We start from the raw sequence: 26,817 nt of genomic DNA, 5'->3' as shown, positions 1-26,817 counted from the left end.
CTCCGGGGGCATTAATTGCCCCCGAGAGGCACCAGCAGGACATCCACCTGGCTTGACGAAACGATGGATTTTGCCGAGCATGCCGCCCGGGAAAAAAAGCTCTGGTTATGATTTCCGCAAATGACCAGGTCAACATTCTGTTTCTGACAAATGTCGAGAATATGTCCACTTAACTCGCCGGTGGCAATCACCGTCTGGTGGACAGGATATTTTGCCCGCTCAACCAGCTCGCGCAGAAATTGCTGCGTTTCCTCCTGAAGAACCTCACGAATATCTTCCAGCATTGGCGCTGCCAGTTGATTATACATTTCGGGTTCAGCTGCCAGGGTGATCAGACTTATGCGGGCATTATTCGGGCGGGCAATGGAAACGGCACGGGCGACGAGTTGATGACTTTCGGGGGAAACCGCAACAGAAACAAGAAGATGGGAGTAACTCATCACACACTCCTTTTATGTCAGAATGACACGTTTCTCAAGCTTTACCGCGAATCTGCCGCTTCTGCAAGAGGCACATGCGACAATAGTGTGAAGCTTATCATAATTATTCATTAATTATTCTTATAAGAAGAATAACGAAATGGGGACGCTAAATGAAAGTAATTAACAACTTAACGTAAATCACACATTTAGCCTTCCGTGCTGTTAAATCGCGTTAACCGATCGTCAACGCAAGCGTGATGGTTACCCATGGAAACTTTTTTCTCGAAAGGAAAACTTAAGCTGCTGTTTTTACTTAATTAACTCCGCCTCTTCTCTGGCGTTCGCGCCCGCTGTGACGCGAAAGGGCAGTGCTTCTTCGACGTAGCAATTTTCATACCCGATCCCCTCATCCCTCTGCATGAGTATTCGTTCCATAAGAATATAAACAAGCTTCAGTTGCTCAATAAATAGTCAAATTACAAGTCACGCTGATGGATTTATGGGTTACATTCGCGTAAATTATGTGACGGAGATCACATTTTTTTTAAATTCCAGGGGGGGCTGCATTGTATGTGTCAAAACTGACGAGTAGAGTTTGCGTCGAATTAGGAAAAATCTTAGTTATTTGTAAGAAAAGATAAAATGTGTAACCGACATTTTGGCCATGTTAACCGGTCACGCGCTTTACGACGTACAAACCTAAATTCAACTATGCATTTGGCCTTTTCTTTTTATACCGGGTGATTTCCCGGCGACATCACGGGGTGCGGTCTTTCCGCATAAAAATAATAGTTGGTTATTCGGGATGGGAAAAATGCATACATCCGAGTTGCTAAAACATATTTATGACATCAATTTGTCGTATTTATTGCTCGCGCAGCGTTTGATTAGTCAGGACAAACCGTCAGCGATGTTTCGTCTGGGTGTTAACGAAGAGATGGCAACCATGCTGGGTGGATTAACCCTCCCGCAAATGGTCAAGCTGGCTGAAACCAATCAACTTGTCTGCCAGTTCCGTTTTGATAACCCGCAGACCATTACGCGTCTGACTCAGGAATCCCGCGTGGACGATCTGCAACAGATCCACACCGGTATTCTTCTCTCCACCCGCCTGCTCAACGAAATCAGCCAGCCTGATGACGTAGCCCGGAAGAAAAGGGCTTAACAATGAGCGAAAAAAGCATTGTTCAGGAAGCCCGTGATATCCAGCTGGCGATGGAACTCATCACGCTCGGTGCGCGTTTACAAATGCTGGAAAGCGAGACGCAGCTGAGCCGTGGTCGTCTGATCAAGCTGTACAAAGAATTGCGTGGTAGCCCGCCGCCAAAAGGCATGCTGCCGTTTTCGACTGACTGGTTCATGACCTGGGAGCAGAACATCCATGCTTCCATGTTCTGTAACGCCTGGCAGTACCTGCTTAAAACGGGCTTATGCAGCGGCGTTGATGCCGTGATCAAAGCCTACAAACTTTACCTTGAGCAATGCCCGCAGCAGGAAGAGGGACCCCTGCTGGCGCTGACCCGCGCCTGGACGCTGGTGCGTTTTGTTGAAAGCGGAATGCTTGAATTGTCCCGCTGCAACTGCTGTGACGGCAATTTCATTACCCACGCGCACCAGCCTGCGGGCAGCTTCGCCTGTAGTTTGTGCCAGCCTCCATCCCGAGCCGTAAAAAGACGTAAACTTTCCCGGGATGCTGCCGATATTATTCCACAACTGCTGGATGAACAGATCGAACACGCTGTTTAACCCGAACCTGTGGGCAAGATTCCAGCAGCGGTAAGCGATTACCGCTGCTTTTTTTTACCCTGCGTTCAGGTCATGCGCTCGAAATGAACGTCCTGCCATAGTCACTAGCGGAAGGATGATGTCGTGCTTATCTTATTAGGTTACCTGGTAGTTCTCGGTACAGTTTTCGGCGGTTACATGATGACCGGCGGGCACCTTGGAGCACTCTATCAACCGGCTGAACTTGTCATCATCGGCGGTGCAGGGGTAGGGGCTTTTATCGTTGGTAACAACGGCAAATCGATCAAGGGCACGCTGAAGGCGATTCCGCTGCTGTTTCGTCGCTCGAAATACACCAAAAGCATGTATATGGATCTGCTGGCGCTGCTCTATCGCCTGATGGCGAAGTCACGTCAGCAGGGGATGTTCTCGCTGGAGCGGGACATCGAAAACCCGAAAGAGAGCGAAATTTTCGCCAGCTACCCGCGTATTCTGGCCGACGCGATGATGCTCGATTTTATCGTCGATTACCTGCGACTGATCATCAGCGGCAACATGAACACCTTCGAAATTGAAGCCCTGATGGACGAAGAGATCGAAACCCACGAGAGCGAATCCGAAGTACCGGCCAACAGCCTGGCGCTGGTGGGCGACTCGCTTCCGGCGTTCGGCATCGTGGCGGCGGTCATGGGCGTCGTTCATGCCCTGGCCTCGGCGGATCGCCCGGCGGCTGAACTGGGGGCGCTGATTGCCCACGCGATGGTGGGGACGTTCCTCGGTATTTTACTGGCCTACGGCTTTATCTCCCCGCTGGCGAGCGTGCTGCGCCAGAAGAGCGCCGAAACCACCAAAATGATGCAGTGCGTGAAAATTACGCTGCTCTCAAACCTCAACGGCTATGCGCCACCGATTGCCGTCGAATTTGGTCGTAAGACGCTTTACTCCAGCGAACGTCCGTCGTTTATCGAACTGGAAGAGCACGTGCGCGCGGTGAAAAACCCTAACCAACAGACGACAACTGAGGACGCATGAAAAACCAGTCCCATCCGATCGTCATCGTAAAAAAGCGCAAGCATAAGGGGCACGGGCACGGTTCTCACGGCTCCTGGAAGATCGCGTACGCCGACTTTATGACCGCCATGATGGCCTTCTTTCTGGTGATGTGGCTAATCTCCATCTCCAGCCCGAAAGAGCTTATTCAGATTGCGGAATATTTCAGAACGCCGCTGGCGACGGCGGTTACCGGCGGGCCGCGCATTTCTAACAGCGACAGCCCGATCCCCGGCGGCGGTGACGATTACACCCAGCAGCAGGGTGAAGTGAAAAAACAGCCTAACATCGACGAGCTGAAAAAAAAGATGGAGCAGGCGCGTCTGAAAAAACTGCGCGGTGACCTGGATCAGCTGATTGAAGCAGACCCTAAGCTGCGCGCGCTGCGTCCGCATCTGAAAATTGACCTGGTACAGGAAGGGCTGCGTATTCAGATCATCGACAGCCAGAACCGGCCGATGTTTAAAACCGGCAGCGCCGACGTGGAGCCCTACATGCGCGATATTCTGCGTGCGATTGCACCGGTGCTGAACGGTATTCCAAACCGCATTAGCCTGTCCGGACACACGGATGATTTCCCGTACGCCACGGGAGAGAAAGGATACAGCAACTGGGAGCTTTCTGCCGATCGCGCCAACGCCTCGCGTCGCGAGCTGGTGGCGGGTGGGCTTGATGATGGCAAGGTCCTGCGCGTGGTCGGCATGGCTGCAACCATGCGCCTTACCGACCGCGGACCGGATGACGCCATCAACCGTCGTATCAGTCTTTTAGTGCTGAACCAGCAGGCGGAGCAGGCCATCCTGCATGAAAACGCCGAAAGTCAGAATGAGTCACTGGACGATTTAAAACAGCCTGGGGCCGTCCCTTCGGCTGCCGTTCCAACATCGCCACCAGCCAATCCGAGGTGATAGCGTGAGCATGGATATTACCGATTTTTACCAGACATTTTTTGATGAAGCCGACGAATTGTTGGCCGATATGGAGCAACATTTGCTGGATCTGGTGCCCGAGGCACCGGACTCAGAACAGCTCAATGCCATCTTCCGTGCGGCGCATTCCATTAAAGGCGGTGCCGGAACGTTTGGATTTACCATTTTGCAGGAAACCACCCATTTAATGGAAAACCTGCTGGATGAAGCACGACGCGGTGAGATGCAGCTCAATACCGACATTATCAACCTGTTTTTGGAAACGAAAGATATTATGCAGGAACAGCTCGACGCCTATAAAAGTTCGGCAGAGCCTGATGCCGCCAGCTTTGAATACATCTGCAACGCGCTGCGTCAGTTAGCGCTGGAAGCCAAAGGTGAGGCGTCTGCGCCCGCTGTCCCTGCGGCAAAACTGAGCGTTGTTGACGCCGTGGCCGAACCCGATACGGCGCCTGACGCGCCCGCAGGAAAACTGCGCGTGGTGCTGTCACGTCTGAAGGAGAACGAGGTCAACCTGCTGGAAGAGGAGCTGGGGAACCTGGCGACGCTCAGCAACGTGGTGAAGGGCAAAGACAGCCTGGCCGCGACGCTCGACGGCGGGATCGGCCAGGATGACATCGTGGCGGTGCTCTGCTTCGTGATTGAAGCGGATCAGATTGCGTTTGAAACCGAGGCGGCGGCCGTTGAAGCGCCTGCTCCGGCAGAGAATACCCCTGCGGTAGTTGCCGCTGCCCCGGCCCTGAAAGCCGTGCCAAAAGAGACGGCCGCTCCGGCCCGCGGTGAAAAACCAGCGACGCGTTCCAGCGAGTCCACGAGCATTCGCGTGGCGGTGGAGAAAGTGGATCAGCTGATCAACCTGGTGGGTGAACTGGTCATCACCCAGTCGATGCTGGCCCAGCGCTCCAACGAGCTGGACCCGGTGACCCATGGCGATCTCATCACCAGCATGGGCCAGTTACAACGTAACGCCCGCGATTTGCAGGAATCGGTGATGTCCATCCGCATGATGCCGATGGAATATGTCTTCAGCCGCTTCCCGCGCCTGGTGCGCGACCTGGCCGGCAAGCTCAACAAACAGATCGAACTCACGCTGATGGGCAGCTCCACCGAGCTGGACAAGAGCCTGATTGAACGCATTATCGATCCGTTAACGCACCTGGTGCGTAACAGCCTCGACCACGGCATCGAGCTGCCGGAAAACCGCGTAGCAGCTGGAAAATCGCCCGTGGGCAACCTGATCCTGTCAGCGGAACATCAGGGCGGCAACATCTGCATCGAAGTGACCGATGATGGCGCCGGCCTGAACCGCGAGCGCATTCTGGCGAAGGCGATTTCGCAGGGAATGGCGGTTAACGAAAACATGACCGACGAAGAGGTGGGCATGCTGATTTTTGCCCCGGGCTTCTCAACCGCAGAGCAGGTCACCGACGTTTCCGGCCGCGGCGTGGGCATGGACGTGGTGAAACGTAACATTCAGGAGATGGGCGGTCACGTTGAGATCCAGTCTAAGCAGGGCGCGGGCACCACGATTCGTATCCTGTTGCCGCTGACGCTGGCCATTCTTGACGGCATGTCCGTTAAAGTGGCGGACGAAGTCTTTATTCTGCCGCTGAACGCGGTGATGGAGTCCCTCCAGCCGCGTGAAGAAGATCTGCATCCGCTGGCGGGCGGCGAGCGCGTGCTCGAAGTGCGCGGCGAGTACCTGCCGCTGGTGGAACTGTGGAAAGTGTTTGAAGTGGACGGGGCAAAAACCGAGGCCACGCAGGGTATCGTTGTGATCCTGCAAAGCGCCGGACGCCGCTACGCGCTGCTGGTCGATCAGCTGATTGGTCAGCATCAGGTGGTGGTTAAGAACCTGGAAAGTAACTACCGCAAAGTGCCGGGGATCTCTGCTGCCACCATCCTGGGTGATGGTAGCGTCGCGCTGATCGTCGATGTATCGGCACTTCAGGGATTAAATCGTGAACAACGTGTGGCGAACACAGCCGCCTGATTAAGTAAAAGGTAATAACATGACCGGTATGAGTAACGTAACGAAACTGGCGGGCGAGCCATCTGGACAGGAATTCCTGGTTTTCACTTTAGGGGATGAAGAGTACGGTATCGACATCCTGAAAGTGCAGGAAATTCGCGGTTACGACCAGGTAACGCGCATTGCGAACACGCCAGCGTTTATCAAGGGTGTGACCAACCTGCGCGGTGTGATTGTGCCTATCGTGGACCTGCGCGTGAAGTTTAGCCAGGGCGATGTGGAGTACAACGATAACACGGTGGTGATCGTCCTGAATCTGGGGCAGCGCGTGGTGGGGATCGTGGTGGATGGCGTGTCTGATGTGCTGTCGCTGACCGCCGATCAAATCCGTCCTGCGCCGGAGTTTGCGGTCACGCTGTCGACGGAATACCTGACGGGGCTGGGTGCGCTCGGCGAGCGTATGCTGATTCTGGTGAATATTGAGAAGCTGCTGAACAGCGAAGAGATGGCGCTGCTGGATATTGCGGCGAATCACGTGGCATAAAATAAAGCCGGGTGGCGGCTTCGCCTTACCCGGCCTACAAATGGCTCGAACACGTAGGCCGGGTAAGCGTCAGCGCCACCCGGCTCTTTTGTAACCTTACGCCTCCTGCTCCACCAGCGCTGATTCCGCTTCCCGCGCCCCTTCATTCTGCGACAGCATCGCCGTCGCAATCCCGTTCCCCAGCACGTTAATGGCCGATCGTCCCATATCCAGGAAATGGTCAATCCCCATCAGCAGCAGGATCCCGGCCACCGGAATGTTAAAGCTCGGAATAGTTGCCGCCAGCACCACCAGCGACGAGCGCGGTACGCCCGCAATCCCTTTCGAGGCCAGCATCAACGTTAACATTAGCACCGTCACCTCGGTGAAACTCAGGTGAATGTTGTATGCCTGGGCGATAAACATCGAGGCGAACGAGCAGTATACCATGGAGCCGACCAGATTAAACGAGTAGCCGATCGGCAGGACGAAAGAGGCGATATTACGTGAACAGCCGAAGCGCGCTAACTGCTCCAGCGTTTTCGGGTATGCCGCTTCTGAGCTGCTGGTGGTAAACGCGACCAGCACCGGATCTTTCAGCATCGCCACCAGACGGAAAATCTCTTTTTTCAGTACCATGTAACCTACCGCCAGCAATACCAGACAGGTCAGAAGGATCGCCACATAGTAACCGCCAATGAACGAGGCATAGTTCAGCAAAATGCCCAGACCCTGAGTGGCAATCACGGACGAAATCGCGGCAAAAATGGCCAGCGGCGCAACGTACATCACATAGCCCGTCACTTTCAGCATAATGTGGGAGACCACATCCAGCGCCGCCACCAGCGGGGCGTTGAATTTTTGACCTAATGACGCGCCGCCGATGCCGAAGAACATCGAGAAGACCACAATTTGCAGGATCTCATTGTTCGCCATCGCGCCGGCAATGCTGGTTGGAATAGTGTGTGACAGGAAGGCTTTCAGCGACATCCCGCTAACGGCCAGGCCGGTATCAACCGTCTCTGTCGGAATGCTCAGGTTCAGACCGCTGCCGGGTTGTTCAAGGGTAACAATAAACAGCCCCACCAGAATGGAAAGCACGGATGAGCTGATAAACCACACCATCGCTTTACCCCCGACGCGCCCAATCGTCGACGTTTCACCCAGCTTCATAATGCCCACCGTCAGGGTGCTGAACACCAGCGGGGCAATCACCATCTTAATCAGCCGCAGGAAAATATCGGTCAGCAGCGTAATGTTCTCCGACCAGGCCTGTATCGCGTCGGGCGAAGCATACTCATGGATCGCCGCACCTGAAAGAATACCCGCCAGCATGAAAATCACGATGAAGAGCGTGAGTTTGTTTGCACTTGCCACAAAAAGATCCTCTATGCGCTAAAAGAGTTTCCTGCGTCAATGCATACAAAATTTTTATTTAAGCGCAGGAAAATATTCGGGGCATAAATTGAAGTAAAGCTGCGTGAGTTACAACTTGTTTTTAATTTTTATGAAATTCGTTGTTTTTATAATGACGATATATTGTGATGCGGATCACATTACAGGCGATATATCCTCAAATTAAGCAAGAATAATGCCCGTTTTATTTTGCTAACTCTTTGTAATGTTTGTTAATAGTCTGTTAATTGGAGGGCGGGTGTCTCACCTTCGCTGAAAGTGGTTGAAGCGTGAACCATAAACTAAATTCTCAGTAACCGCGCCGGGGAATGTTTAAGCGGGGCTAACATACTGAACAGTATGAATAAAATAGGGTAAGCGGACCATTATTTCTTCTGGAGGGTGGTAAATGAAAAGAACACTTCTTTTTATCTGCGCGGGTACACTGCTGACGGCGGCGACTGTCGGTCAGGCGCTGGCAGTCACTAGTAGCGGTACTATCGGGGCGACGCTGACGCTGACGAACGGTTGTTTGATCAACGGCTCGCCAACGCAAAACGGCATTAACTTCGGGACACTCGATTTCGGGACCCATCCTGCGACATTCTCCACCCTGACAACCCAGTTAACCGGGGCCAGCGGCGGAAACACCTTTACCATTCAATGTACCACTGCCAGTTACACGGTGGCGATCACCGGCAACACCAACGCGACCGCACCCGGAACCGTTGTCGGCACCCCCGGCACACCCGCCCGCTATCTGGTGAACACCGCCAATGCGGCACAGGGCGTGGCATACAGCCTCTATAGCGACAGCGGGTACAACAACGTGATCGCTAACAACGCCGCGTTGCCCGTTGCCTCCACGGCGGGCGGGGTGGACAGCTATACCCTCTACGGACGCATAACGGGCGGTGGCAATAGCGTAACGGTTGTACCGGGAACCTATACCGACACGATTAACGTCAGCGTCACCTACTGATTCAGCCATGAAGGCATTGTGTTTATGTCTGCGCGAAAGCGCAGAGGGCGTCGTGCACCCTTTTTTGGCCCTGATCGTCGGGCTGATGATGAACTGCGACGCCGGGGCGGTGACCTCCCAGTCCTTCAGGGTGAGCGCGACGGTAGTACCAGGGTGCTCGGTGAGTACCGGCACGGGCGGGCGCTTTGGGACGCTGGATTTTGGAACCCGTAACGGCGTGGACAACACGCCGGTCAGCACCAGCTTTGTCGCCGACGGTGCGTTGTCCATCGCCTGCACGCCGGGCGTGGCGCTGAGCATGAGCATTGACGGCGGCCAGAATTACAGCTCGGTGCGACGGATGACGCGTTCAGGTGGGACCGAAGTTGTTGGTTACCGGCTTTACAGCAGCAGCTCTCTGGCGGCGAACAGCGAAATTGGGGTTAACCAGGCCATACCGATTACCTATACCAACAGCAATAACATCGCGCTGCCTCTTTTTGGCGTCGCGCTCCTGACGGGGTTTAGCCTGCCGGGAACATATTCAGATCAACTCACCGTGACCTTGTCATGGTAGGAAAGGGAGAACATCGATGAAGCCATTTTTCAGGCGATCAGGCCTGGTGGGTCTGTTGGGGGCAACGGCTCTGGCAGCGGGCCAGGCGCAGGCAGCGGCAACCATTCTTTTGTGGCCGATCGATCCGTGGCTTTCGGCAGAGGCCAGAGCAACTGAATTGTGGATCCAGAATCAGGGCAACAGCGCCACGACAATGCAGGTGCGTATTGTGCGCTGGAAGCAGGAGGGAGGATATGAGCGTTACACCGCCCAGCAGGATGTGGTCGCCAGCCCGCCGATCGTGACCATCGCCAAAGGCAGTAAACAGCTTATTCGCTTGATCAAGCAGGGGACGATCCCGTCGGGGGTTGAGCAGGCCTACCGCATTATTGTGGATGAAATTCCCCAGCCGGATGCCAAAGCGGAACCGTCCATGGGCCTCAAACTGCAAATGCGCTATTCCATTCCCTTATTTGTTTATGGGCAGGGGATCCCCACCCTCAACGAAGGGGCGCACCACGCGCTGGCGAATACTCAACAGCTGAGCTGGCGGGTCGTTCAGGAAGGGGGGAAACCCGCGCTTCAGGTCCGTAATCAGGGGGATGTGCACGTCCGGCTCAGCCAGGTTGCGGTTGAGCAGGGCGGGCAAAAACGCACGGTTGCGGAGGGGCTGCTGGGCTATGTGCTGCCAGGCAGCACCCGAAGCTGGCCGCTTCCGGCAGGGATTTATCAGCCGAACCGGATGAGCGCGCAAATTAATGCCAGGGATACGCAATGGCAATCGACGCCCGTCAACTGAAACCGGCGATGATGATCCTGCTTTGCGTCAGTACCAGCGCCTTTGCCGAAACCGGCGACGACAGTTTACCGCCGCCGCCGGATGCACGGACGATAAACGGCGAAGCAGTATTCCAGCTCGCCCTGGTGCTGAACCACTATGACACGGGTCTGGTGGTGCCGGTGACGCAGCGTGAGGGCGCCTGGTTTATTTCGGGCGCGGATTTGCTCCGCGCCGGGCTGCCGCCCGCGCATGTGCCAGCCGGAGAGGTGAATCTCTCGACGCTTACGTCGGTACGCGCAGAGTACGACAGTACGGCCCAGCGCCTGTTGCTGACGGTCCCCCGGGACTGGGTCGCGGCGCGGATCACGCCGTTCAGCGAACAGAGCACGCAAAGCAAACCGCACTATGGCCGCGGCGCGCTGCTCAATTACGACGTTTATACCAACCATTCCGAACACACGGGCGGTCAGGCATCGGTCTGGCACGAGTTCCGCTATTTCAATGAGGATTATTCATTTTCATCGACGGGTTACGCCCGGCAGAATTTCACCGGTAACAGCGGGCAGCAGGAAGGGTACGTGCGTTATGACTCTACGTTACTGATCACCAACGAAGAGGATGCCACCACCTGGTCCGCCGGGGACGTCATCAGCGATGCGCTGAGCTGGAGCACCAGCGTGCGCATGGGCGGGATCAGCTACGGGCGCGACTTCTCCCTGCGTCCGGATCTGGTGACCTGGCCGCTGCCGGCGTTTTCCGGCGAGGCGGCTGTCCCGACCTCGGTCGATCTCTTTATTAACGGCTACCGTTCCGGCTCCACCCGCCTTCAGCCGGGGCCGTTTACCCTCACCAATCTGCCGTATATCAACGGTGCTGGCGATGCAGTACTGGTTACCACTGATGCGCTGGGTCGTCAGGTGAGTACCACGCTGCCGTTTTATGTCAGCAGCGATCTGCTTAAGCAGGGGTTAAGCGACGGCGCCGTGACGCTGGGCAGCCTGCGGCGTAACTACGGTATTGAGAATTTTGACTATGGCCCGGCGGCGGGCAGCGGATCGTACCGCTACGGGGTGACCGACTGGCTGACGCTGGAGGGGCATGCGGAAGGGGCGGAGTCGCTGGCGCTTGGCGGCGCGGGCACGGTACTGAAGCTCGGGCGTTTTGGCGTGGTAAATACCTCGTGGACCCAAAGCCGCATGCGCGGCGATAGCGGCGGCCAGATAAACTGGGGCTATCAATACAACACCAGCGAGTTTAGCGTAGCGACCCAGCATACCCGACGTGATCGTGGTTTTGGCAATCTCGCCCTGTACGATCAGCCCACCGTTTATGATGAAAATGATAACCCCGTTGCCAGCCTGAGCCGCAATACCGACCAGTATTCCTTAACCTTTAACCTCGGCGGATACGGCAATATCGGCGCGGCGTGGATCGGCGTTGAGAGTTTTGACAGCCAGAAAACTGAGCTGCTCAACCTCTCCTGGAGCCGTAATCTGTGGGGCTCAAGCAGTATTTATCTGGCTGCCAGCCGTGACCAGCAGCGGGGCGACTGGACGGTTGCGCTGTCGTTGCAGGTCCCCCTCGGCGAACGTGATAGCGCCGCCGTCACCTTTGAAAACACCCCTGACGCAGGCAGCACTCAACGCATTAACTACAACCACTCGATGCCTTCAGACGGTGGCTTTAGCTGGAACATGGCCTGGGCCAACCAGTCGCGGTCGAGTAACTATCAGCAGGCCACGCTCGGCTGGCGGAATAACAACGTGGAGCTACAGGGCGGCGGCTACGGTGAGAAGGGCATGATGACCTGGTGGGGCGAGGCGATGGGCTCTGTCGTGCTGATGGACGGTGAACTGTTTGCGGCGAACAAAATCAACGATGCGTTTGTGGTGATCAGCACCGACGGACATCCGGATGTTCCCGTCAGCTACGAAAACCAGCCGGTCGGTAAAACCAATAACAAAGGTTATCTGCTGGTGAGCGGCGTTTCAGCCTATTACCCGGCAAGTTACCGCATCGATACCCTGAACTTACCCGCGGATACCCGGCTGAAAGAGACCGAGCGTCGGGTGGCGATTCGTCGGCATAACGGTTATCTGGTGGATTTCCCGATGGAGCAGGAGCGGGTTGCCAGCGTGATCCTGCACGATGCGCAGGGCAATTCGATCCCGGTAGGAAGCCAGGTCAGACGCGCGTCCCGCAGCAGCGCGGTTGTCGGCTACGACGGCCTCGCCTGGCTGGAAAACCTCAACGACGTGAATCCGCTCGAGGTCATCACCCCGGAGGGTAAACGCTGTACGGCAACGCTGACCGTTGGCGCAAACCCTGAACATAAGCTGCAAACCTACGGTCCGCTGACCTGTCGGGAGGCGCCGTGAGACGCCTGTTAATCGCGCTCCTGCTGCTGTGCTCCGGCGGCAGCTGGGCGGCCTGTACCGTCAGTACGGTGAATGCCTCGTTTGGCAGCGTCACCTCGTTCGCACTCAGCGGCACCGGGGAAGTGGAAACGACGGGCACGCTGGTGGTGACCTGCGATACCGTTCTCAACCTGTTAACTAACGACTCGGTGACGCTGAATTACACCTCGGCATCCGTCTTCGCGAATAGCCGGGCGACCATGAAGCGTACGGACAACGCGGCTATTACCGATGTCATCCCTGCGCGGCTGTGCGGGGCGTCCGGCTGCGGCGGAAACAGTGAAATACAAATCAGCAAAGCCTATACCTGGAGCGGAAACACGCTGCTCGGGCTGCTGGGTTCAAGGCGCTACAACATTCCCCTTTATTTCCGGACCGTAATGGGGCAGAACGTCACCGCCGGGCCGTATCAGGTGTTGTTAACGTTCAGCATTAACTACAACGTGTGCGCCGTTGGCGCGGTCGGAGCGTGCCTGACCCCGCAAACCGGTACGGCAACCACCTCGATCCTCCTCAACATGACCGTCACCAACGATTGCAGCACCATGACCACGCCGGACGTGAATTTTAACAGCGCGCCGCTGGTGCAAAATTTTCCCACCGTTTCACAGTCGGTTGCCGTCACCTGCACCAAAGGCAGCACCTACACCATAGGCATTAATAATGGGGCAAATGCCCTGAACAACGTGCGTCGTATGGTCAGCGGCAGCAACTTCATGAGTTACGACATCTACAAAGAGGCGACCAGCAACCGCTGGGGTAGCAGCGGCAGCGAGCGCTGGGCCAGCGCCAGCTCATCGCAGGTCAGTACGGACGGGCTTTTACGTACCTACAACTACACCGCCAAAGTTCTGACCAGCCAGGCCACGCCGCCTGCCGGAACCTATACCGACACGCTGATTGTCGACGTCGCATTCTGACTCCCGCGCTTTTCCCTTTCGCAAATGTAAAGTTCCTGTGGCCTGTGCCGATAACACCGTTAATAAATCTATGAGAAGGTGTTGTATGTTGAACCGTATCCGCGTTGTCACAATGCTTATGATGGTGCTGGTCATTTTCGCACTTCTTCAGCTTACTTCTGGCGGCCTCTTTTTCTCGTCGTTAAAACAGAACCAGGACAGCTTCGCGGCCTCGAACGATTTGCGTATGCAGCAAAGCGAACTGACCACGACCTGGGATCTGATGTTGCAGACGCGTATCAACCTGAGCCGCTCGTCTGCCCGCATGATGATGGACCCAAATAACCAGCAGAGCAGCGCAAAAACGGAACTGCTGAAGAATGCGCGCGCCACGCTGGCAGACGCGGCGAAACATTACGACGCCTTCAAAAAAATCGCCCCTCAGCCAGCAATGGCGCAGGCGAGCGCGAACATAGATGAAAAATATCAGGCCTACTTCGCCGGCCTCACGGAGCTGGTACAGTTCCTGGAGCAGGGCAATATGGACGCCTATTTCGCGCAGCCGACCCAGGGAATGCAGAACGCCCTCGGCGCGGCGCTCGGCGAGTACGCCAAAGCCAGCGGCGAACTTTATCACTCCGCCTTTACGCAAAGCCAGAACGACTACCGTTTCGCGAAATGGCAGATGGCGGTTCTCGCCCTCGCGCTGGTCATCGTACTGGTGGCCGTGTGGTACGGCATTCGTCATATCCTGCTTAACCCGCTTGGCCGCGTCATTGCCCATATCCGTGATATTGGCCGGGGCGATCTCACGAAAACGCTGACCGTTTCTGGCCGCAATGAGATCACCGAGCTGGCAACCAGCGTCGACCATATGCAGCGTTCGCTGATTGATACCGTCGCCAACGTGCGCGAGGGGGCGGATGCCATCTATACCGGCACGAGTGAAATCGCGATGGGCAACAACGATCTCTCGTCCCGTACCGAACAGCAGGCATCCGCACTGGAAGAGACGGCGGCCAGCATGGAGCAGCTCACCGCGACCGTGAAGCAGAATGCCGACAATGCCCGCCAGGCGTCGCAGCTTGCAGAAAGCGCGTCCGACACCGCCCAGCGCGGCGGTCGGGTGGTCGACGGCGTGGTGAAAACCATGCATGACATTGCCGACAGCTCGAAGAAAATTGCCGACATCATCAGCGTAATCGACGGCATCGCCTTCCAGACCAATATCCTGGCGCTGAACGCGGCCGTTGAAGCGGCGCGTGCGGGCGAGCAGGGGCGCGGGTTTGCCGTGGTCGCCGGCGAAGTGCGTAACCTCGCCAGCCGCAGCGCCAATGCGGCGAAAGAGATCAAAGCCCTGATTGAAGACTCTGTTTCACGCGTGGATACCGGCTCGGTGCTGGTGGAAAGTGCGGGTGAAACCATGAATGACATCGTGAATGCCGTGACGCGCGTGACGGACATCATGGGTGAAATCGCCTCTGCATCGGATGAGCAGAGTCGTGGTATTGACCAGGTCGCCCTGGCGGTATCGGAAATGGATCGTGTGACGCAGCAAAACGCCGCCCTGGTGCAGGAGTCCGCTGCCGCGGCCGCTGCGCTGGAGGACCAGGCGAGCCGCCTGAAAATGGCCGTCTCGGCGTTCCGTCTTACTTCAAAAACGACAAATACGGTCAGCTCGCGGTCGGCGTACAGCGAAGCAACCCCGGCGCCCGTGACAACACGTACGCGCGCAGCGGTGACCGGACAAGATGAAAACTGGGAAACATTTTGACTGACAATTAAACCGCGGCTGCTTGCCGCTTGATGGGAGCGTGGATGTTAAATCGTATTCGTATCTCGACCACACTGTTTTTGATTCTGATCCTGTGTGGGGTTTTGCAGGTTGGCAGTAACGGGTTGTCTTTCTGGGCGTTTCGCGATGGCTATCAGAATTTGCAGGAAGTTGAGACGAGTAATCAGCAGCGCTCCGCACTGGCACAAACGCGTGCCGTGCTGTTGCAGGCAAGCACTGCGCTGAACAAAGCAGGGACGTTAACCGCGCTGAGCTATCCGCCGGAGGATATTAAGGCGCTGATGGTCGTGGCCCGCAGCAGCCTGAAGCAGGCCGACGCGCAGTTTAAGGCCTTTACGGCGCAGGAGGCGGTCAGTGAGAAAGAGAAAGCGCTGAAAGTCGCCATGAAAAAGACCTTTGATGTGTGGTACGGCGATCTCGACCATCAGGCGACGTGGCTGGAGAACAACCAGCTTTCTGACTTCCTGACCGCGCCGGTGCAGGCGTCTCAGGCGGCGTTCGACGATAGCTTTAACGCCTGGCAGCAGGATATTAACCAGTTTGTGGCGCGTGCCGGTGCGGACAGCCGTACCAGCTACCGCATGTCAGGGGCGATTTTCCTGACCATGGTGATCCTGGCCGCCCTGCTGACCGGCGGCTCGCTGTGGTGGTCGCGCAAAATGATCGTCCAGCCGCTGGCCATCGTCAGAAGCCACTTCGACAGTATGGCGAAGGGCGATCTGGCGCGTCCGGTGGCCGTGTATGGCAGGAATGAAATATCAGCGATTTTCGCCAGCCTGAAGGCGATGCAGGGGTCGCTGCGGGAAACGGTAAGCAACGTTCGCCAGGGCAGTTACGCCATGCATACCGGGATCTCCGAGATTGCGGCAGGCAATAACGATCTCTCATCCCGCACCGAACAGCAGGCGGCATCGCTGGCGCAGACGGCGGCCAGCATGGAGCAGCTGACCGCGACGGTAAGCCAGAACGCCGATAACGCGCGTCAGGCGTCCGACTTGTCAAAACAGGCGGCGATGACGGCGAAACGTGGGGGCGATCAGGCCTCTCACGTCGCCAGCACGATGCAGGAGATTGCCGCCAGCTCGCAGAAAATTGGCGACATTATCAGCGTCATCGACGGTATCGCGTTCCAGACCAATATTCTGGCGCTGAACGCGGCCGTTGAAGCGGCGCGTGCCGGGGAGCAGGGGCGCGGGTTCGCGGTGGTTGCCGGTGAAGTCCGAAACCTCGCCAGCCGCAGCGCCAATGCGGCGAAAGAGATCAAAGGGCTGATAGAAGAGTCGGTCTCCCGCGTTCAGCAGGGCTCCGCGCTGGTGGATACCGCCGCGCAGACCATGCACGAGATTGTCACCTCCGTGACGCGGGTTAACGACATTATGGGCGAGATTGCCTCGGCGTCTGATGAACAACGCCGTGGTATTGAGCAGGTGGCGCAGGCCGTTACACAGATGGATCAGGTTACGCAGCAGAACGCCTCACTGGTGGAAGAGGCGGCGGCGGCTACCGATCAGCTGGCAAACCAGGCGGATCACCTTACCGGGTTGGTCGCCGTATTTAATGTGAAAGAGCACGTTGAAGCAGTAACAGAAGTCGGACGGTCACAGGCCGTGCCCGTTGTATCCTGAATGTGATTAAGAAGGCGCTATGACATCACCCATGCCCTCAGGGCAAACGTCATTATTGTTGCAGATGACACAGCGCCTCGCGCTGTCCGACGCGCATTTTCGTCGGATATGTCAGTTAATCTACCAGCGTGCGGGGATCGTGCTTGCGGACCATAAGCGAGACATGGTCTACAACCGGCTGGTGCGGCGCTTGCGTACGCTGGGGCTGGATGATTTTGGCCGCTATCTGAGCATGCTCGAAGCGAACCAGAACAGCGCCGAATGGCAGGCATTTATCAACTCATTAACCACCAACCTGACCGCGTTTTTCCGCGAGGCGCATCACTTCCCGGTGCTGGCGGAACACGCCCGTCGCCGTAGCGGAGAGTATCGCGTCTGGAGCGCGGCGGCCTCTACCGGGGAAGAACCGTACTCGCTGGCCATCACCCTGGCGGACACCCTGGGCATGGCGCCGGGCCGCTGGAAAGTGTACGCCAGCGACATCGATACCGAAGTGCTGGAAAAAGCCCGTAACGGCGTTTATCGCCAGGATGAGCTTAAAACGCTGTCTCCTCAGCAGCTACAGCGTTACTTCATGCGCGGTACCGGCCCGCATGAAGGACTGGTGCGCGTACGCCAGGAGCTGGCGAACTGCGTGGAATTTGCTCCCGTTAATTTACTGGATAAGCAGTACAACGTGCCGGGGCCATTCGACGCCATTTTTTGCCGTAACGTGATGATCTATTTTGATAAAACGACGCAACAGGACATCCTGCGTCGCTTTGTTCCGTTGCTCAAGCCTGACGGTTTACTGTTTGCCGGGCACTCGGAAAACTTCAGCAACCTCGTGCGTGAGTTTAGCCTGCGTGGGCAAACGGTATATGCGCTGAGTAAGGAAAAAGCATGAGTAAAATCAGGGTATTGTCTGTCGATGATTCGGCGCTGATGCGTCAGATCATGACCGAAATCATCAATAGCCACAGCGATATGGAGATGGTGGCGACAGCACCCGATCCGCTGGTCGCGCGGGATTTAATCAAAAAATATAACCCCGACGTGCTGACGCTGGATGTTGAAATGCCGCGCATGGATGGCATCGATTTCCTTGAAAAATTAATGCGCCTGCGCCCGATGCCGGTGGTGATGGTGTCATCTCTGACCGGTAAAGGTTCAGAAATCACCCTGCGCGCGCTGGAGCTGGGGGCGGTGGATTTTGTCACCAAGCCGCAGCTCGGCATTCGCGAGGGGATGCTGGCGTACAGCGAGATGATCGCCGAGAAAATCCGTACCGCGTCGCGCGCAAAACTCGCGGCCCACAAGCCGATGGCAGCTCCGGCAACCCTGAAGGCAGGGCCGTTACTCAGCTCGGAAAAGTTGCTGGTCATTGGGGCGTCAACCGGAGGAACAGAGGCAATTCGCCATGTACTCCAGCCATTGCCGCTCTCAAGCCCGGGTATTCTGATCACGCAACATATGCCGCCAGGGTTTACCCGTTCGTTCGCGGAGCGCCTGAATAAGCTGTGCCAGATCAGCGTGAAAGAGGCGGAAGACGGCGAGCGCGTGCTGCCGGGTCACGCCTATATCGCCCCGGGTGACAAGCACATGGAGCTGGCGCGCAGCGGGGCGAACTATCAAATCAAAATTCATGACGGGCCGCCGGTTAACCGGCACCGTCCGTCGGTGGATGTGCTGTTTCATTCGGTGGCGAAACATGCGGGGCGCAACGCCGTTGGGGTGATCCTGACGGGGATGGGCAACGACGGCGCCGCCGGAATGCTTGCGATGCACCAGGCTGGTGCCTGGACGATTGCGCAGAATGAAGCAAGTTGTGTGGTGTTCGGCATGCCGCGCGAGGCCATCAATATGGGTGGCGTAAGCGAAGTGGTCGATCTTAGCCAGGTAAGCCAGCAGATGCTGGCGAAAATCAGTGCCGGACAGGCAATACGTATTTGACTCAGGAGTATTATTTTATGGCGGATAAAGAGCTTAAGTTTTTGGTTGTGGATGACTTTTCCACCATGCGTCGCATTGTGCGCAACCTGCTGAAAGAGCTGGGCTTCAACAATGTTGAAGAAGCAGAAGACGGGGTGGATGCGCTGAACAAACTCCAGGCTGGCGGGTTTGGTTTTGTGATTTCCGACTGGAACATGCCGAACATGGACGGTCTCGAACTGCTGAAAACCATCCGCGCGGATGCAGGCATGGCCTCTCTGCCGGTGCTGATGGTGACCGCAGAAGCGAAGAAAGAGAACATTATTGCCGCTGCACAGGCGGGCGCAAGCGGCTACGTGGTGAAGCCATTCACCGCGGCGACTCTGGAAGAGAAGCTCGGGAAGATCTTCGAGAAACTCGGCATGTGAGGTGATGGATATGTTGCAACCTGCTATGAAACCCGTTGAAGAACATTCGCCGAGCGACATTATTGCCCGCATTGGTAGCCTGACCCGCATGCTGCGCGACAGCCTGCGTGAGCTGGGGCTGGACCAGGCTATCGCCGAAGCGGCGGAAGCCATCCCTGACGCGCGCGACCGTCTGGACTACGTCGTACAGATGACCGCGCAGGCGGCCGAGCGTGCGCTGAACAGCGTTGAAGCCTCGCAGCCGCACCAGGATGCGATGGAGAAGGGGGCGAAAGCGCTGAGCAAACGCTGGGATGAGTGGTTTGAGAACCCTATTGAGCTGGCGGATGCCCGCGAACTGGTAACGGATACCCGTCAGTACCTGGGTGACGTGCCGGGGCACACCAGCTTCACCAATGCCCAACTGCTGGACATCATGATGGCACAGGATTTCCAGGACCTCACCGGCCAGGTGATCAAGCGCATGATGGATGTGATTCAGGAGATTGAACGTCAGCTGCTGATGGTGCTGCTGGAGAACATACCGGAACCGGCTGCCCGTCCGAAACGCGAGAACGAAAGCCTGCTCAATGGTCCACAGCTTGACACCAGCAAAGCGGGCGTGGTGGCAAGCCAGGATCAGGTGGACGATCTGCTGGACAGTCTTGGTTTCTGATTGCCCGTTTTGCCTCAGGTCGTTAACGCGGCCTGAGGCAGCTCAGAATAAAAACAGCGAAAAGAGCCCGAATAAACGGGCTTTTCCCGCCATTGGATTTTCTCTGCGCTGGCATGATACCCGTGAATTAATGGGCTGCGAGCAGGCACAGTGGCAGAAGAGAACGACGACAAAACAGAAGCCCCCACACCCCACCGACTTGAAAAAGCCCGTGAGGATGGGCAGATCCCCCGATCCCGAGAGCTGACATCCCTGCTGATCCTGGTGGTGGGCGTCTGCATAATCTGGTGGGGCGGGGAGATGCTCGCCCGCAGACTGGCGGGAATGCTCTCGGCTGGCTTACGTTTTGATCACAGCATGGTCAATGACCCCAATCTGATCCTCATTCAGATCATCAACCTTGTGAAAAGCGCGATGCTCGCCTTGCTGCCGCTGATCGCGGGCGTGGTCATCGTGGCCCTGGTTTCGCCGGTCATGCTCGGTGGCCTGGTGTTTAGCGGTAAATCGCTGCAACCGAAATTTTCCAAGCTCAATCCGTTCCCCGGCATTGCGAAAATGTTTTCCGCGCAAACCGGGGCAGAGCTTCTTAAAGCGATCCTGAAATCGCTTCTTATGGGCAGTACCGCCGGGTTTTTTCTGTGGCACCACTGGCCGGAGATGATGCGCCTCATCAGCGAGTCCCCGATGACGGCGATGAAGAATGCCCTGAACCTGGTCGGGTTATGCTCGCTGCTGGTGGTACTCAGCATTATTCCGATGGTGGCGTTCGACGTTATCTTCCAGATCTATTCCCATATCAAAAAGCTGCGAATGTCGCGTCAGGACATCCGCGATGAATATAAACAGATGGAAGGCGACCCGCACGTTAAGGGCCGTATCCGCCAGATGCAGCGCGCCGCCGCGCGTCGGCGCATGATGGAAGATGTGCCGAAAGCCGACGTCATCGTCACCAACCCGACTCACTACTCCGTGGCGCTTCAGTACGACGAAAACAAAATGAGCGCGCCGAAAGTGGTGGCGAAAGGGGCCGGGCTGATTGCGCTGCGCATTCGTGAAATTGCCACGGAAAACCGTGTGCCGATCCTGGAAGCACCGCCGCTGGCTCGCGCGCTGTATCGCCACGCGGAAATTGGACAACAGATCCCGGGCCAGCTCTACGCCGCTGTCGCAGAGGTGCTGGCCTGGGTGTGGCAACTGAAACGCTGGCGTTTAGCGGGCGGTCAACGACCTGTAAAACCTGAGAACCTGCCGGTGCCTGAAGCACTGGATTTTTTGAACGAGAAGGACACTGATGGCTAATCTGGTGGCAATGTTGCGCCTGCCCGGCAACCTGAAATCGACGCAATGGCAGATCCTTGCCGGACCGATTCTGATCCTGTTAATTCTGTCGATGATGGTGCTGCCGTTACCGGCATTTATCCTCGACCTGCTTTTCACCTTCAACATTGCGTTGTCCATCATGGTGTTGCTGGTGGCGATGTTCACCCAGCGCACGCTGGAGTTCGCCGCGTTTCCAACGATCCTGCTGTTCACCACGCTGCTGCGCCTGGCGCTGAACGTTGCCTCCACGCGTATCATCCTGATGGAAGGGCATACCGGCGCGGCGGCGGCGGGCAAGGTGGTCGAAGCCTTCGGTCACTTCCTGGTGGGCGGCAACTTCGCCATCGGTATCGTGGTGTTCGTCATTCTGGTGATTATCAACTTCATGGTTATCACTAAAGGGGCGGGGCGTATCGCTGAAGTGGGCGCGCGCTTCGTGCTCGACGGGATGCCGGGCAAGCAGATGGCCATCGACGCCGACCTGAATGCCGGGCTGATCGCGGAAGATGAAGCGAAAAAACGCCGTGCCGAAGTGACCCAGGAGGCAGATTTCTACGGCTCCATGGACGGTGCGAGTAAGTTTGTGCGCGGTGACGCCATCGCGGGCATTCTGATCATGGTGATTAACGTCGTCGGCGGCCTGCTCGTCGGCGTGCTGCAACACGGCATGGACATGGGCCACGCGGCGGAAAGCTATACGCTGCTGACCATTGGTGACGGTCTGGTGGCGCAGATTCCGGCGCTGGTGATCTCCACCGCGGCGGGCGTGATTGTGACTCGCGTCAGTACCGATCAGGACGTGGGCGAGCAGATGGTGGGGCAGATCTTCAGCAACCCGCGCGTTATGCTGCTCTCTGCGGCGGTGCTGGGCCTGCTCGGTATGGTGCCGGGCATGCCAAACCTGGTATTCCTGCTGTTCACCGCTGCGCTGCTGGGGCTTGCCTGGTGGATGCGTGGCCGGGAAACGCAGCCTAAGGCAGAGCCTGCGCCGGTCAAAATGCCTGAGAACACCCAGGCGGTGGAAGCCACCTGGAACGACGTACAGCTCGAAGATTCGCTGGGGATGGAAGTGGGGTACCGCCTGATCCCGATGGTGGATTTCCAGCAGGATGGTGAGCTGCTTGGCCGTATCCGCAGCATTCGTAAAAAATTCGCCCAGGATATGGGCTTCCTGCCGCCGGTGGTCCACATCCGGGACAATATGGATCTCCCGCCCGCGCGCTACCGCATCCTGATGAAAGGGGTGGAAATCGGCAGCGGTGATGCGTACCCCGGCCGCTGGCTGGCGATTAACCCGGGCACCGCCGCAGGCACGTTGCCGGGTGAGCAGACGACCGACCCGGCCTTTGGTCTGGCGGCAATCTGGATTGAGAGCGCCCTGAAAGAGCAGGCGCAGATTCAGGGTTACACGGTCGTTGAGGCCAGTACCGTGGTGGCAACGCACCTCAACCACCTGATTGGCCAGTTCTCCGCGGAACTGTTTGGACGTCAGGAGGCGCAGCAGCTGCTCGACCGCGTAACGCAGGAGATGCCGAAGCTGACCGAAGATTTGGTGCCGGGCGTACTGACCTTAACCACCCTGCACAAAGTGCTGCAAAATCTGCTCGATGAGAAGGTGCCCATTCGCGATATGCGTACCATCCTTGAGACGCTGGCCGAACATGCGCCGCTGCAAAGCGATCCGCACGAACTGACGGCGGTGGTGCGCGTGGCGCTCGGACGCGCCATTACCCAGCAATGGTTCCCGGGAACTGGCGAAGTGCAGGTCATTGGCCTGGACACGCCGCTGGAACGTCTGCTGCTTCAGGCGTTGCAGGGCGGTGGCGGGCTGGAGCCGGGTCTGGCGGACAGATTACTGGCGCAAACCCAGGAGGCGCTGGCGCGTCAGGAGATGCTGGGCGCGCCGCCGGTGCTGCTGGTGAATCACGCGCTGCGTCCGTTGCTGTCGCGCTTCCTGCGCCGGAGCCTGAACCAGCTGGTGGTGCTGTCGAATATGGAGTTGTCCGATAACCGCAATATTCGCATGACGGCGACCATAGGAGGGAAATAATGCGTAAGTGGCTGTGGATCTTACTTTTCCCGCTGGCGGCGCAGGCCGCAGGCGAGGGGGCATGGCAGGCCAGCAGTATCGGCTTGACGCTCAACCATCGGGGGGAGTCGATCTCCTCCCGTCCGCTGTCCGCCTCTGAGCCCGTGTCCGGGCAGATGACGCTGGTGGCCTGGAATTACACCCTGACGGGACCCACACCGGCCGGGTTGCGGGTGCGGCTGTGCTCGCTGAACCGCTGCGCGGAAATCGAGGGTCAACGTGGCACTACCCAGGCCTTCAACGGGGTGTCTGCTCAGGAGCCTTTACGCTTTATCTGGGAAGTGCCAGGCGGTGGACGTCTCATCCCGGCGCTGAAGGTTCAGCGCAACGAGGTGCTCGTCAACTACCGCTAACTGCCCGCCTTTTCGCCAGTCTCCAGGCATTTCTGAAGGCTGGCTCGCAAAAATGACCTTCCCTTTTGATACAAAAGAAACGCTGTTTTATAAATCAGTGACACGCGTATTGACACTCTTTGCGTTTTTGCCATTCACCACTTTGTGATGGCAGAAACAGAAAGGTATCAACAGGTCGATACTTTTACTGTAGCCGTGTAAAAACTCCCGGACGAGGTTGCTTACAGGGAGTCTCCCAAAACTGATTAGGGTTGACGGCAATGAAAACACGTAAAATTGGACTCGCAAATTATTTTGCTTACGGGTCAGGGGACTTCCTCGGGGCGGGGACTACCGCCCTGACGGCCGCCTGGCTTTTGTATTTTTATACCACCTTCTGTGGACTCACACCGATTGAAGCAACCTTTATCTTCGCTGCCGCAAGGGTGCTGGATGCGGTTGTCAGCCCGTTAATGGGCTTTTTAACCGATAACTTTGGCACCACCTGGCTGGGCAAGCGTTTTGGCCGTCGTAAGTTCTTCATCCTGCTCGGTATTCCCTGCGTTTTCAGCTACTCGCTGATGTGGGTAGGGGACATGAGTTTCTGGTACTACCTGCTGACCTATCTGATCTTTGATATCGTCTACACCATGATCCTGGTGCCGTACGAAACGCTGGTGCCGGAGATGACGGACGATTTCAAACAGAAAACCAAATTCTCCGGGGCGCGAATCTCTATGGCGCAGATGTCCGCCATTCTGGCCTCCTTCCTGCCGGGGATCCTGCTCACGCATTTCGGCAAAGACAACGCGATCTCCTTCTTCTATGCAAGCCTGGTCTTCTCCGTACTCTGCGCGCTGATGCTTACTTTCGTCTGGTTCTTCACCTGGGAGCGTCCGCGGGAAGAGTGGTCTGAAGCGGCTCTGCGTGCCGAGGAAGAGAAGAAAAAGCTGACCCTGGGCCAGAGCCTGAACCGTCTTTTTGTCGAATTAAGTTCGACGCTGCGCATCAAGATTTTCCGCCAGCATCTGGGGATGTACCTTGGCGGCTACATCGCACAGGATGTCTTTAATGCGGTGTTCACCTATTACGTGGTATTTGTGCTGATGCAGGAGGCGTCAATGGCGTCCAACCTGCTGGGCACGATGGCCATCTTCCAGTTCCTCGCCGTGATCGGCATGATCCCGCTGTGCATTCGCTTCGGACCTGCGCCGTCTTACCGCATGGTGGTCGTGCTGTTTGGTCTGGCCTCGCTCTCTTACGCGGTGCTTTATTACGCGGGCCTGAGCGACGTTTACGCTCTGCTGCTGCTGATCTCTGCGGTTGCCGGTCTTGGCCGCGGGGGGATCAACTACGTACCGTGGAATACCTACACCTACATTGCTGACGTGGACGAAGTGATCACCGGTCAGCGTCGCGAAGGGATCTTCGCGGGCATCATGACGCTGACCCGTAAAGCGTCTCAGGCCGGTGCGGTGATGCTGGTGGGGATCGTGATGCAGATGTCGGGCTTTGTCAGCGGGCAAAAAGTGCAGCCTGCGGAAGTGAGCCACACCATTCTGATGATCCTGAGCGTTGGCACTATTCTGGTGCTGTTCTGCGGCTTCCTTGTCTCCCTGCGCTTCAAACTCAATTTGCAGACCCACAGCACCCTGCGTGAAGATACCGTGAAAATGCGCGAGTCCGGCCATGCGATGCCAGAGGCGGTGACCCCGCAGGCCCGCGCTACCGTGGAGATGCTGGCCGGAATGCCGTATGAATCCCTGTGGGGCAACAACAACATCGGTTATCTGAATCGCAATAAGCCGGCGGCCCCTTCGCTGAAGGATCGCGCGGTACTGAATTCGACATACAACAGAGGTTAAGATGATGAAAGTTTGGCCTGTCAAACATAGCCCGTTACTGCGTCAGCCTGAGCGCTTTATCGCCAGGGATGAGCTGAAATCGCTGATTCAAAAGGTGACGCATAACCTGGTCAATATCCACGACAAAACGGGTGAGTTTTTGCTGCGGCTGGACGACGGGCGCGTGATCGACACCAAAGGCTGGGCCGGATGGGAATGGACCCACGGCGTCGGTTTATACGGTATCTGGCAGTATTACTGCCAGACCGGTGACGAAGGCATGCGCGAGATTATCGACAGCTGGTTTGCTGACCGTTTCGCTGAAGGCGCAACCACCAAAAACGTGAATACCATGTCGCCGTTCCTGACGCTGGCGTATCGCTACGAAGAGACCAAAAACCCGGCCTGGCTGCCGTGGCTGGAAAGCTGGGCGGAATGGGCGATGAATGAGATGCCGCGCACCGAACATGGCGGCATGCAGCACATCACCCTGGCGGAAGAGAACCATCAGCAGATGTGGGATGACACGCTGATGATGACGGTGCTGCCGCTGGCGAAAATCGGCAAGCTGCTGAACAAGCCGGAGTACGTCGAGGAGGCGAACTATCAGTTCCTGCTCCACGTACAGAATCTGATGGATCGGGAGACCGGGCTGTGGTTCCACGGCTGGAATTACGACGGCAATCACAACTTTGCCCGGGCCCGCTGGGCGCGCGGCAACAGCTGGCTGACCATCGTGATCCCGGATTTCCTCGAGCTGGTGGATCTGCCGGAAAACAACGCCGTTCGTCGCTATCTGGTGCAGGTACTGAACGCGCAGATCGCCGCACTGGCAAAATGTCAGGACGAGAGTGGATTGTGGCATACGCTACTGGACGATCCTGATTCTTATCTGGAGGCGTCGGCCACGGCAGGGTTTGCTTACGGCATTCTGAAAGCCGTGCGCAAGCGTTATGTCGGCGCAGAGTACGCAGAGGTGGCGGAGAAAGCGATTCGCGGCATCGTGCAAAACATCTCGCCGGAAGGGGAGCTGCTGCAAACGTCCTTCGGGACGGGGATGGGAAGCGATCTGGTGTTTTACCGCCAGATACCGCTGACCTCGATGCCGTATGGCCAGGCAATGGCGATTCTGTGTCTGACGGAATATTTGCGGAAATATTTCTGATAATAAAAAACCCGGCGCTCGCC

General features: G+C 57.0%; 24 protein-coding genes. 22 read left to right on the top strand and 2 right to left on the bottom strand.

The window, feature by feature from the left end; all coding sequences use genetic code 11:
- Window positions 1-11: 11 nt before the first annotated feature.
- Complete coding sequence (uspC, locus tag L463_RS05330; protein WP_017384418.1) at window positions 12-440, bottom strand: universal stress protein UspC; 429 nt, start codon at window positions 438-440, stop codon at window positions 12-14.
- A 796-nt stretch (window positions 441-1,236) separates the two neighbouring features.
- Between uspC and flhD the strand changes: the two genes are divergently transcribed.
- The 6 genes from flhD (at window position 1,237) to cheW (ending at window position 6,642) form a co-directional block, all read left to right on the top strand.
- The gene (gene flhD / locus L463_RS05335; protein ID WP_003859693.1) at window positions 1,237-1,587 is read left to right on the top strand and encodes a flagellar transcriptional regulator FlhD; all 351 of its coding nucleotides are present in this window, start codon (window positions 1,237-1,239) and stop codon (window positions 1,585-1,587) included.
- 2 nt (window positions 1,588-1,589) lie between these two features.
- Complete coding sequence (gene flhC, locus L463_RS05340) at window positions 1,590-2,168, top strand: flagellar transcriptional regulator FlhC (protein ID WP_003859695.1); 579 nt, start codon at window positions 1,590-1,592, stop codon at window positions 2,166-2,168.
- A gap of 123 nt (window positions 2,169-2,291) precedes the next feature.
- Window positions 2,292-3,179: a flagellar motor stator protein MotA gene (gene motA, locus L463_RS05345; protein ID WP_003859696.1), complete on the top strand. Its 888-nt coding sequence runs from the start codon at window positions 2,292-2,294 to the stop codon at window positions 3,177-3,179.
- Complete coding sequence (gene motB / locus L463_RS05350) at window positions 3,176-4,105, top strand: flagellar motor protein MotB (protein WP_017693230.1); 930 nt, start codon at window positions 3,176-3,178, stop codon at window positions 4,103-4,105. The genes motA and motB overlap by 4 nt, the downstream gene beginning before the upstream one ends.
- A gap of 4 nt (window positions 4,106-4,109) precedes the next feature.
- Window positions 4,110-6,119: a chemotaxis protein CheA gene (gene cheA / locus L463_RS05355; RefSeq protein WP_032673253.1), complete on the top strand. Its 2,010-nt coding sequence runs from the start codon at window positions 4,110-4,112 to the stop codon at window positions 6,117-6,119.
- Window positions 6,120-6,138: 19 nt separating this feature from the next.
- Window positions 6,139-6,642 (top strand): chemotaxis protein CheW, encoded by a 504-nt coding sequence (gene cheW, locus L463_RS05360; protein WP_003859699.1) that lies wholly within the window; start codon window positions 6,139-6,141, stop codon window positions 6,640-6,642.
- Window positions 6,643-6,738: 96 nt separating this feature from the next.
- Here the strand turns inward: cheW and L463_RS05365 are convergent, their stop codons facing one another.
- The gene (locus L463_RS05365; protein WP_017384415.1) at window positions 6,739-7,998 is read right to left on the bottom strand and encodes a dicarboxylate/amino acid:cation symporter; all 1,260 of its coding nucleotides are present in this window, start codon (window positions 7,996-7,998) and stop codon (window positions 6,739-6,741) included.
- Window positions 7,999-8,425: 427 nt separating this feature from the next.
- Here L463_RS05365 and L463_RS05370 point away from each other — a divergent pair, with 427 nt between their 5' ends.
- From L463_RS05370 to L463_RS05445, 16 genes are all read left to right on the top strand, one after another.
- Window positions 8,426-8,998 carry a Csu type fimbrial protein gene (locus L463_RS05370; RefSeq protein WP_017693232.1) on the top strand — a complete coding sequence of 191 codons (573 nt, stop codon included), beginning with the start codon at window positions 8,426-8,428 and terminating at the stop codon, window positions 8,996-8,998.
- Between the two features lie 7 nt (window positions 8,999-9,005).
- Entirely contained in the window at window positions 9,006-9,554 is a 549-nt protein-coding gene (locus L463_RS05375) for a Csu type fimbrial protein (protein WP_032103963.1), read from the top strand.
- A gap of 16 nt (window positions 9,555-9,570) precedes the next feature.
- Entirely contained in the window at window positions 9,571-10,332 is a 762-nt protein-coding gene (locus tag L463_RS05380) for a fimbrial biogenesis chaperone (RefSeq protein ID WP_015570266.1), read from the top strand.
- Window positions 10,308-12,692 carry a fimbria/pilus outer membrane usher protein gene (locus tag L463_RS05385; protein ID WP_032673252.1) on the top strand — a complete coding sequence of 795 codons (2,385 nt, stop codon included), beginning with the start codon at window positions 10,308-10,310 and terminating at the stop codon, window positions 12,690-12,692. The genes L463_RS05380 and L463_RS05385 overlap by 25 nt, the downstream gene beginning before the upstream one ends.
- Window positions 12,689-13,651 carry a Csu type fimbrial protein gene (locus tag L463_RS05390; RefSeq protein WP_017384412.1) on the top strand — a complete coding sequence of 321 codons (963 nt, stop codon included), beginning with the start codon at window positions 12,689-12,691 and terminating at the stop codon, window positions 13,649-13,651. Before L463_RS05385 ends, L463_RS05390 begins: the two co-directional genes overlap by 4 nt.
- Before the next feature lie 85 nt (window positions 13,652-13,736).
- Window positions 13,737-15,404 carry a methyl-accepting chemotaxis protein II gene (gene tar, locus L463_RS05395; protein WP_032103964.1) on the top strand — a complete coding sequence of 556 codons (1,668 nt, stop codon included), beginning with the start codon at window positions 13,737-13,739 and terminating at the stop codon, window positions 15,402-15,404.
- 44 nt (window positions 15,405-15,448) lie between these two features.
- The gene (gene tap / locus L463_RS05400; RefSeq protein WP_017384410.1) at window positions 15,449-17,050 is read left to right on the top strand and encodes a methyl-accepting chemotaxis protein IV; all 1,602 of its coding nucleotides are present in this window, start codon (window positions 15,449-15,451) and stop codon (window positions 17,048-17,050) included.
- A gap of 19 nt (window positions 17,051-17,069) precedes the next feature.
- Window positions 17,070-17,936, top strand: coding sequence for a protein-glutamate O-methyltransferase CheR (gene cheR, locus L463_RS05405; protein WP_017384409.1), 867 nt, complete (start codon window positions 17,070-17,072; stop codon window positions 17,934-17,936).
- Window positions 17,933-18,982 carry a protein-glutamate methylesterase/protein-glutamine glutaminase gene (locus L463_RS05410; protein ID WP_014884341.1) on the top strand — a complete coding sequence of 350 codons (1,050 nt, stop codon included), beginning with the start codon at window positions 17,933-17,935 and terminating at the stop codon, window positions 18,980-18,982. The genes cheR and L463_RS05410 overlap by 4 nt, the downstream gene beginning before the upstream one ends.
- A 17-nt stretch (window positions 18,983-18,999) precedes the next feature.
- Window positions 19,000-19,389, top strand: a complete 390-nt coding sequence (cheY, locus tag L463_RS05415; RefSeq protein WP_000763862.1) for a chemotaxis response regulator CheY — start codon at window positions 19,000-19,002, stop codon at window positions 19,387-19,389.
- Between the two features lie 10 nt (window positions 19,390-19,399).
- Complete coding sequence (gene cheZ / locus L463_RS05420; RefSeq protein ID WP_003859718.1) at window positions 19,400-20,044, top strand: protein phosphatase CheZ; 645 nt, start codon at window positions 19,400-19,402, stop codon at window positions 20,042-20,044.
- A gap of 150 nt (window positions 20,045-20,194) precedes the next feature.
- The gene (flhB, locus tag L463_RS05425) at window positions 20,195-21,343 is read left to right on the top strand and encodes a flagellar biosynthesis protein FlhB (protein ID WP_017693236.1); all 1,149 of its coding nucleotides are present in this window, start codon (window positions 20,195-20,197) and stop codon (window positions 21,341-21,343) included.
- Window positions 21,336-23,414, top strand: coding sequence for a flagellar biosynthesis protein FlhA (gene flhA / locus L463_RS05430; RefSeq protein ID WP_032673251.1), 2,079 nt, complete (start codon window positions 21,336-21,338; stop codon window positions 23,412-23,414). Before flhB ends, flhA begins: the two co-directional genes overlap by 8 nt.
- Window positions 23,414-23,806 (top strand): flagellar protein FlhE, encoded by a 393-nt coding sequence (locus tag L463_RS05435; RefSeq protein ID WP_017693237.1) that lies wholly within the window; start codon window positions 23,414-23,416, stop codon window positions 23,804-23,806. The genes flhA and L463_RS05435 overlap by 1 nt, the downstream gene beginning before the upstream one ends.
- A gap of 260 nt (window positions 23,807-24,066) precedes the next feature.
- The gene (locus L463_RS05440; RefSeq protein WP_032673250.1) at window positions 24,067-25,650 is read left to right on the top strand and encodes an MFS transporter; all 1,584 of its coding nucleotides are present in this window, start codon (window positions 24,067-24,069) and stop codon (window positions 25,648-25,650) included.
- Between the two features lie 4 nt (window positions 25,651-25,654).
- Window positions 25,655-26,794, top strand: coding sequence for a beta-galactosidase BglB (locus L463_RS05445; protein ID WP_032103975.1), 1,140 nt, complete (start codon window positions 25,655-25,657; stop codon window positions 26,792-26,794).
- Window positions 26,795-26,817 lie beyond the last annotated feature (23 nt).

The sequence above is a fragment of the Enterobacter sp. BIDMC 27 genome (assembly GCF_000534415.1).
GTDB classification, from domain to species: domain Bacteria; phylum Pseudomonadota; class Gammaproteobacteria; order Enterobacterales; family Enterobacteriaceae; genus Enterobacter; species Enterobacter hormaechei_C.
The sequence above is the reverse complement of the archived record's forward strand: the minus strand, read 5'-3'. Positions and strand labels throughout refer to the sequence as shown.

Excerpts from the sequence above, each read along its gene's own strand:
- uspC (WP_017384418.1), bottom strand. The coding sequence starts at position 440 with ATGAGTTACTCCCATCTTCTTGTTTCTGTTGCGGTTTCCCCCGAAAGT.
- flhD (WP_003859693.1), top strand. The coding sequence starts at position 1,237 with ATGCATACATCCGAGTTGCTAAAACATATTTATGACATCAATTTGTCG.
- flhC (WP_003859695.1), top strand. The coding sequence starts at position 1,590 with ATGAGCGAAAAAAGCATTGTTCAGGAAGCCCGTGATATCCAGCTGGCG.
- motB (WP_017693230.1), top strand. The coding sequence starts at position 3,176 with ATGAAAAACCAGTCCCATCCGATCGTCATCGTAAAAAAGCGCAAGCAT.
- cheW (WP_003859699.1), top strand. The coding sequence starts at position 6,139 with ATGACCGGTATGAGTAACGTAACGAAACTGGCGGGCGAGCCATCTGGA.
- L463_RS05370 (WP_017693232.1), top strand. The coding sequence starts at position 8,426 with ATGAAAAGAACACTTCTTTTTATCTGCGCGGGTACACTGCTGACGGCG.
- L463_RS05375 (WP_032103963.1), top strand. The coding sequence starts at position 9,006 with ATGAAGGCATTGTGTTTATGTCTGCGCGAAAGCGCAGAGGGCGTCGTG.
- L463_RS05380 (WP_015570266.1), top strand. The coding sequence starts at position 9,571 with ATGAAGCCATTTTTCAGGCGATCAGGCCTGGTGGGTCTGTTGGGGGCA.
- L463_RS05385 (WP_032673252.1), top strand. The coding sequence starts at position 10,308 with ATGGCAATCGACGCCCGTCAACTGAAACCGGCGATGATGATCCTGCTT.
- tar (WP_032103964.1), top strand. The coding sequence starts at position 13,737 with ATGTTGAACCGTATCCGCGTTGTCACAATGCTTATGATGGTGCTGGTC.
- tap (WP_017384410.1), top strand. The coding sequence starts at position 15,449 with ATGTTAAATCGTATTCGTATCTCGACCACACTGTTTTTGATTCTGATC.
- cheR (WP_017384409.1), top strand. The coding sequence starts at position 17,070 with ATGACATCACCCATGCCCTCAGGGCAAACGTCATTATTGTTGCAGATG.
- L463_RS05410 (WP_014884341.1), top strand. The coding sequence starts at position 17,933 with ATGAGTAAAATCAGGGTATTGTCTGTCGATGATTCGGCGCTGATGCGT.
- cheY (WP_000763862.1), top strand. The coding sequence starts at position 19,000 with ATGGCGGATAAAGAGCTTAAGTTTTTGGTTGTGGATGACTTTTCCACC.
- cheZ (WP_003859718.1), top strand. The coding sequence starts at position 19,400 with ATGTTGCAACCTGCTATGAAACCCGTTGAAGAACATTCGCCGAGCGAC.
- flhA (WP_032673251.1), top strand. The coding sequence starts at position 21,336 with ATGGCTAATCTGGTGGCAATGTTGCGCCTGCCCGGCAACCTGAAATCG.
- L463_RS05435 (WP_017693237.1), top strand. The coding sequence starts at position 23,414 with ATGCGTAAGTGGCTGTGGATCTTACTTTTCCCGCTGGCGGCGCAGGCC.
- L463_RS05440 (WP_032673250.1), top strand. The coding sequence starts at position 24,067 with ATGAAAACACGTAAAATTGGACTCGCAAATTATTTTGCTTACGGGTCA.
- L463_RS05445 (WP_032103975.1), top strand. The coding sequence starts at position 25,655 with ATGAAAGTTTGGCCTGTCAAACATAGCCCGTTACTGCGTCAGCCTGAG.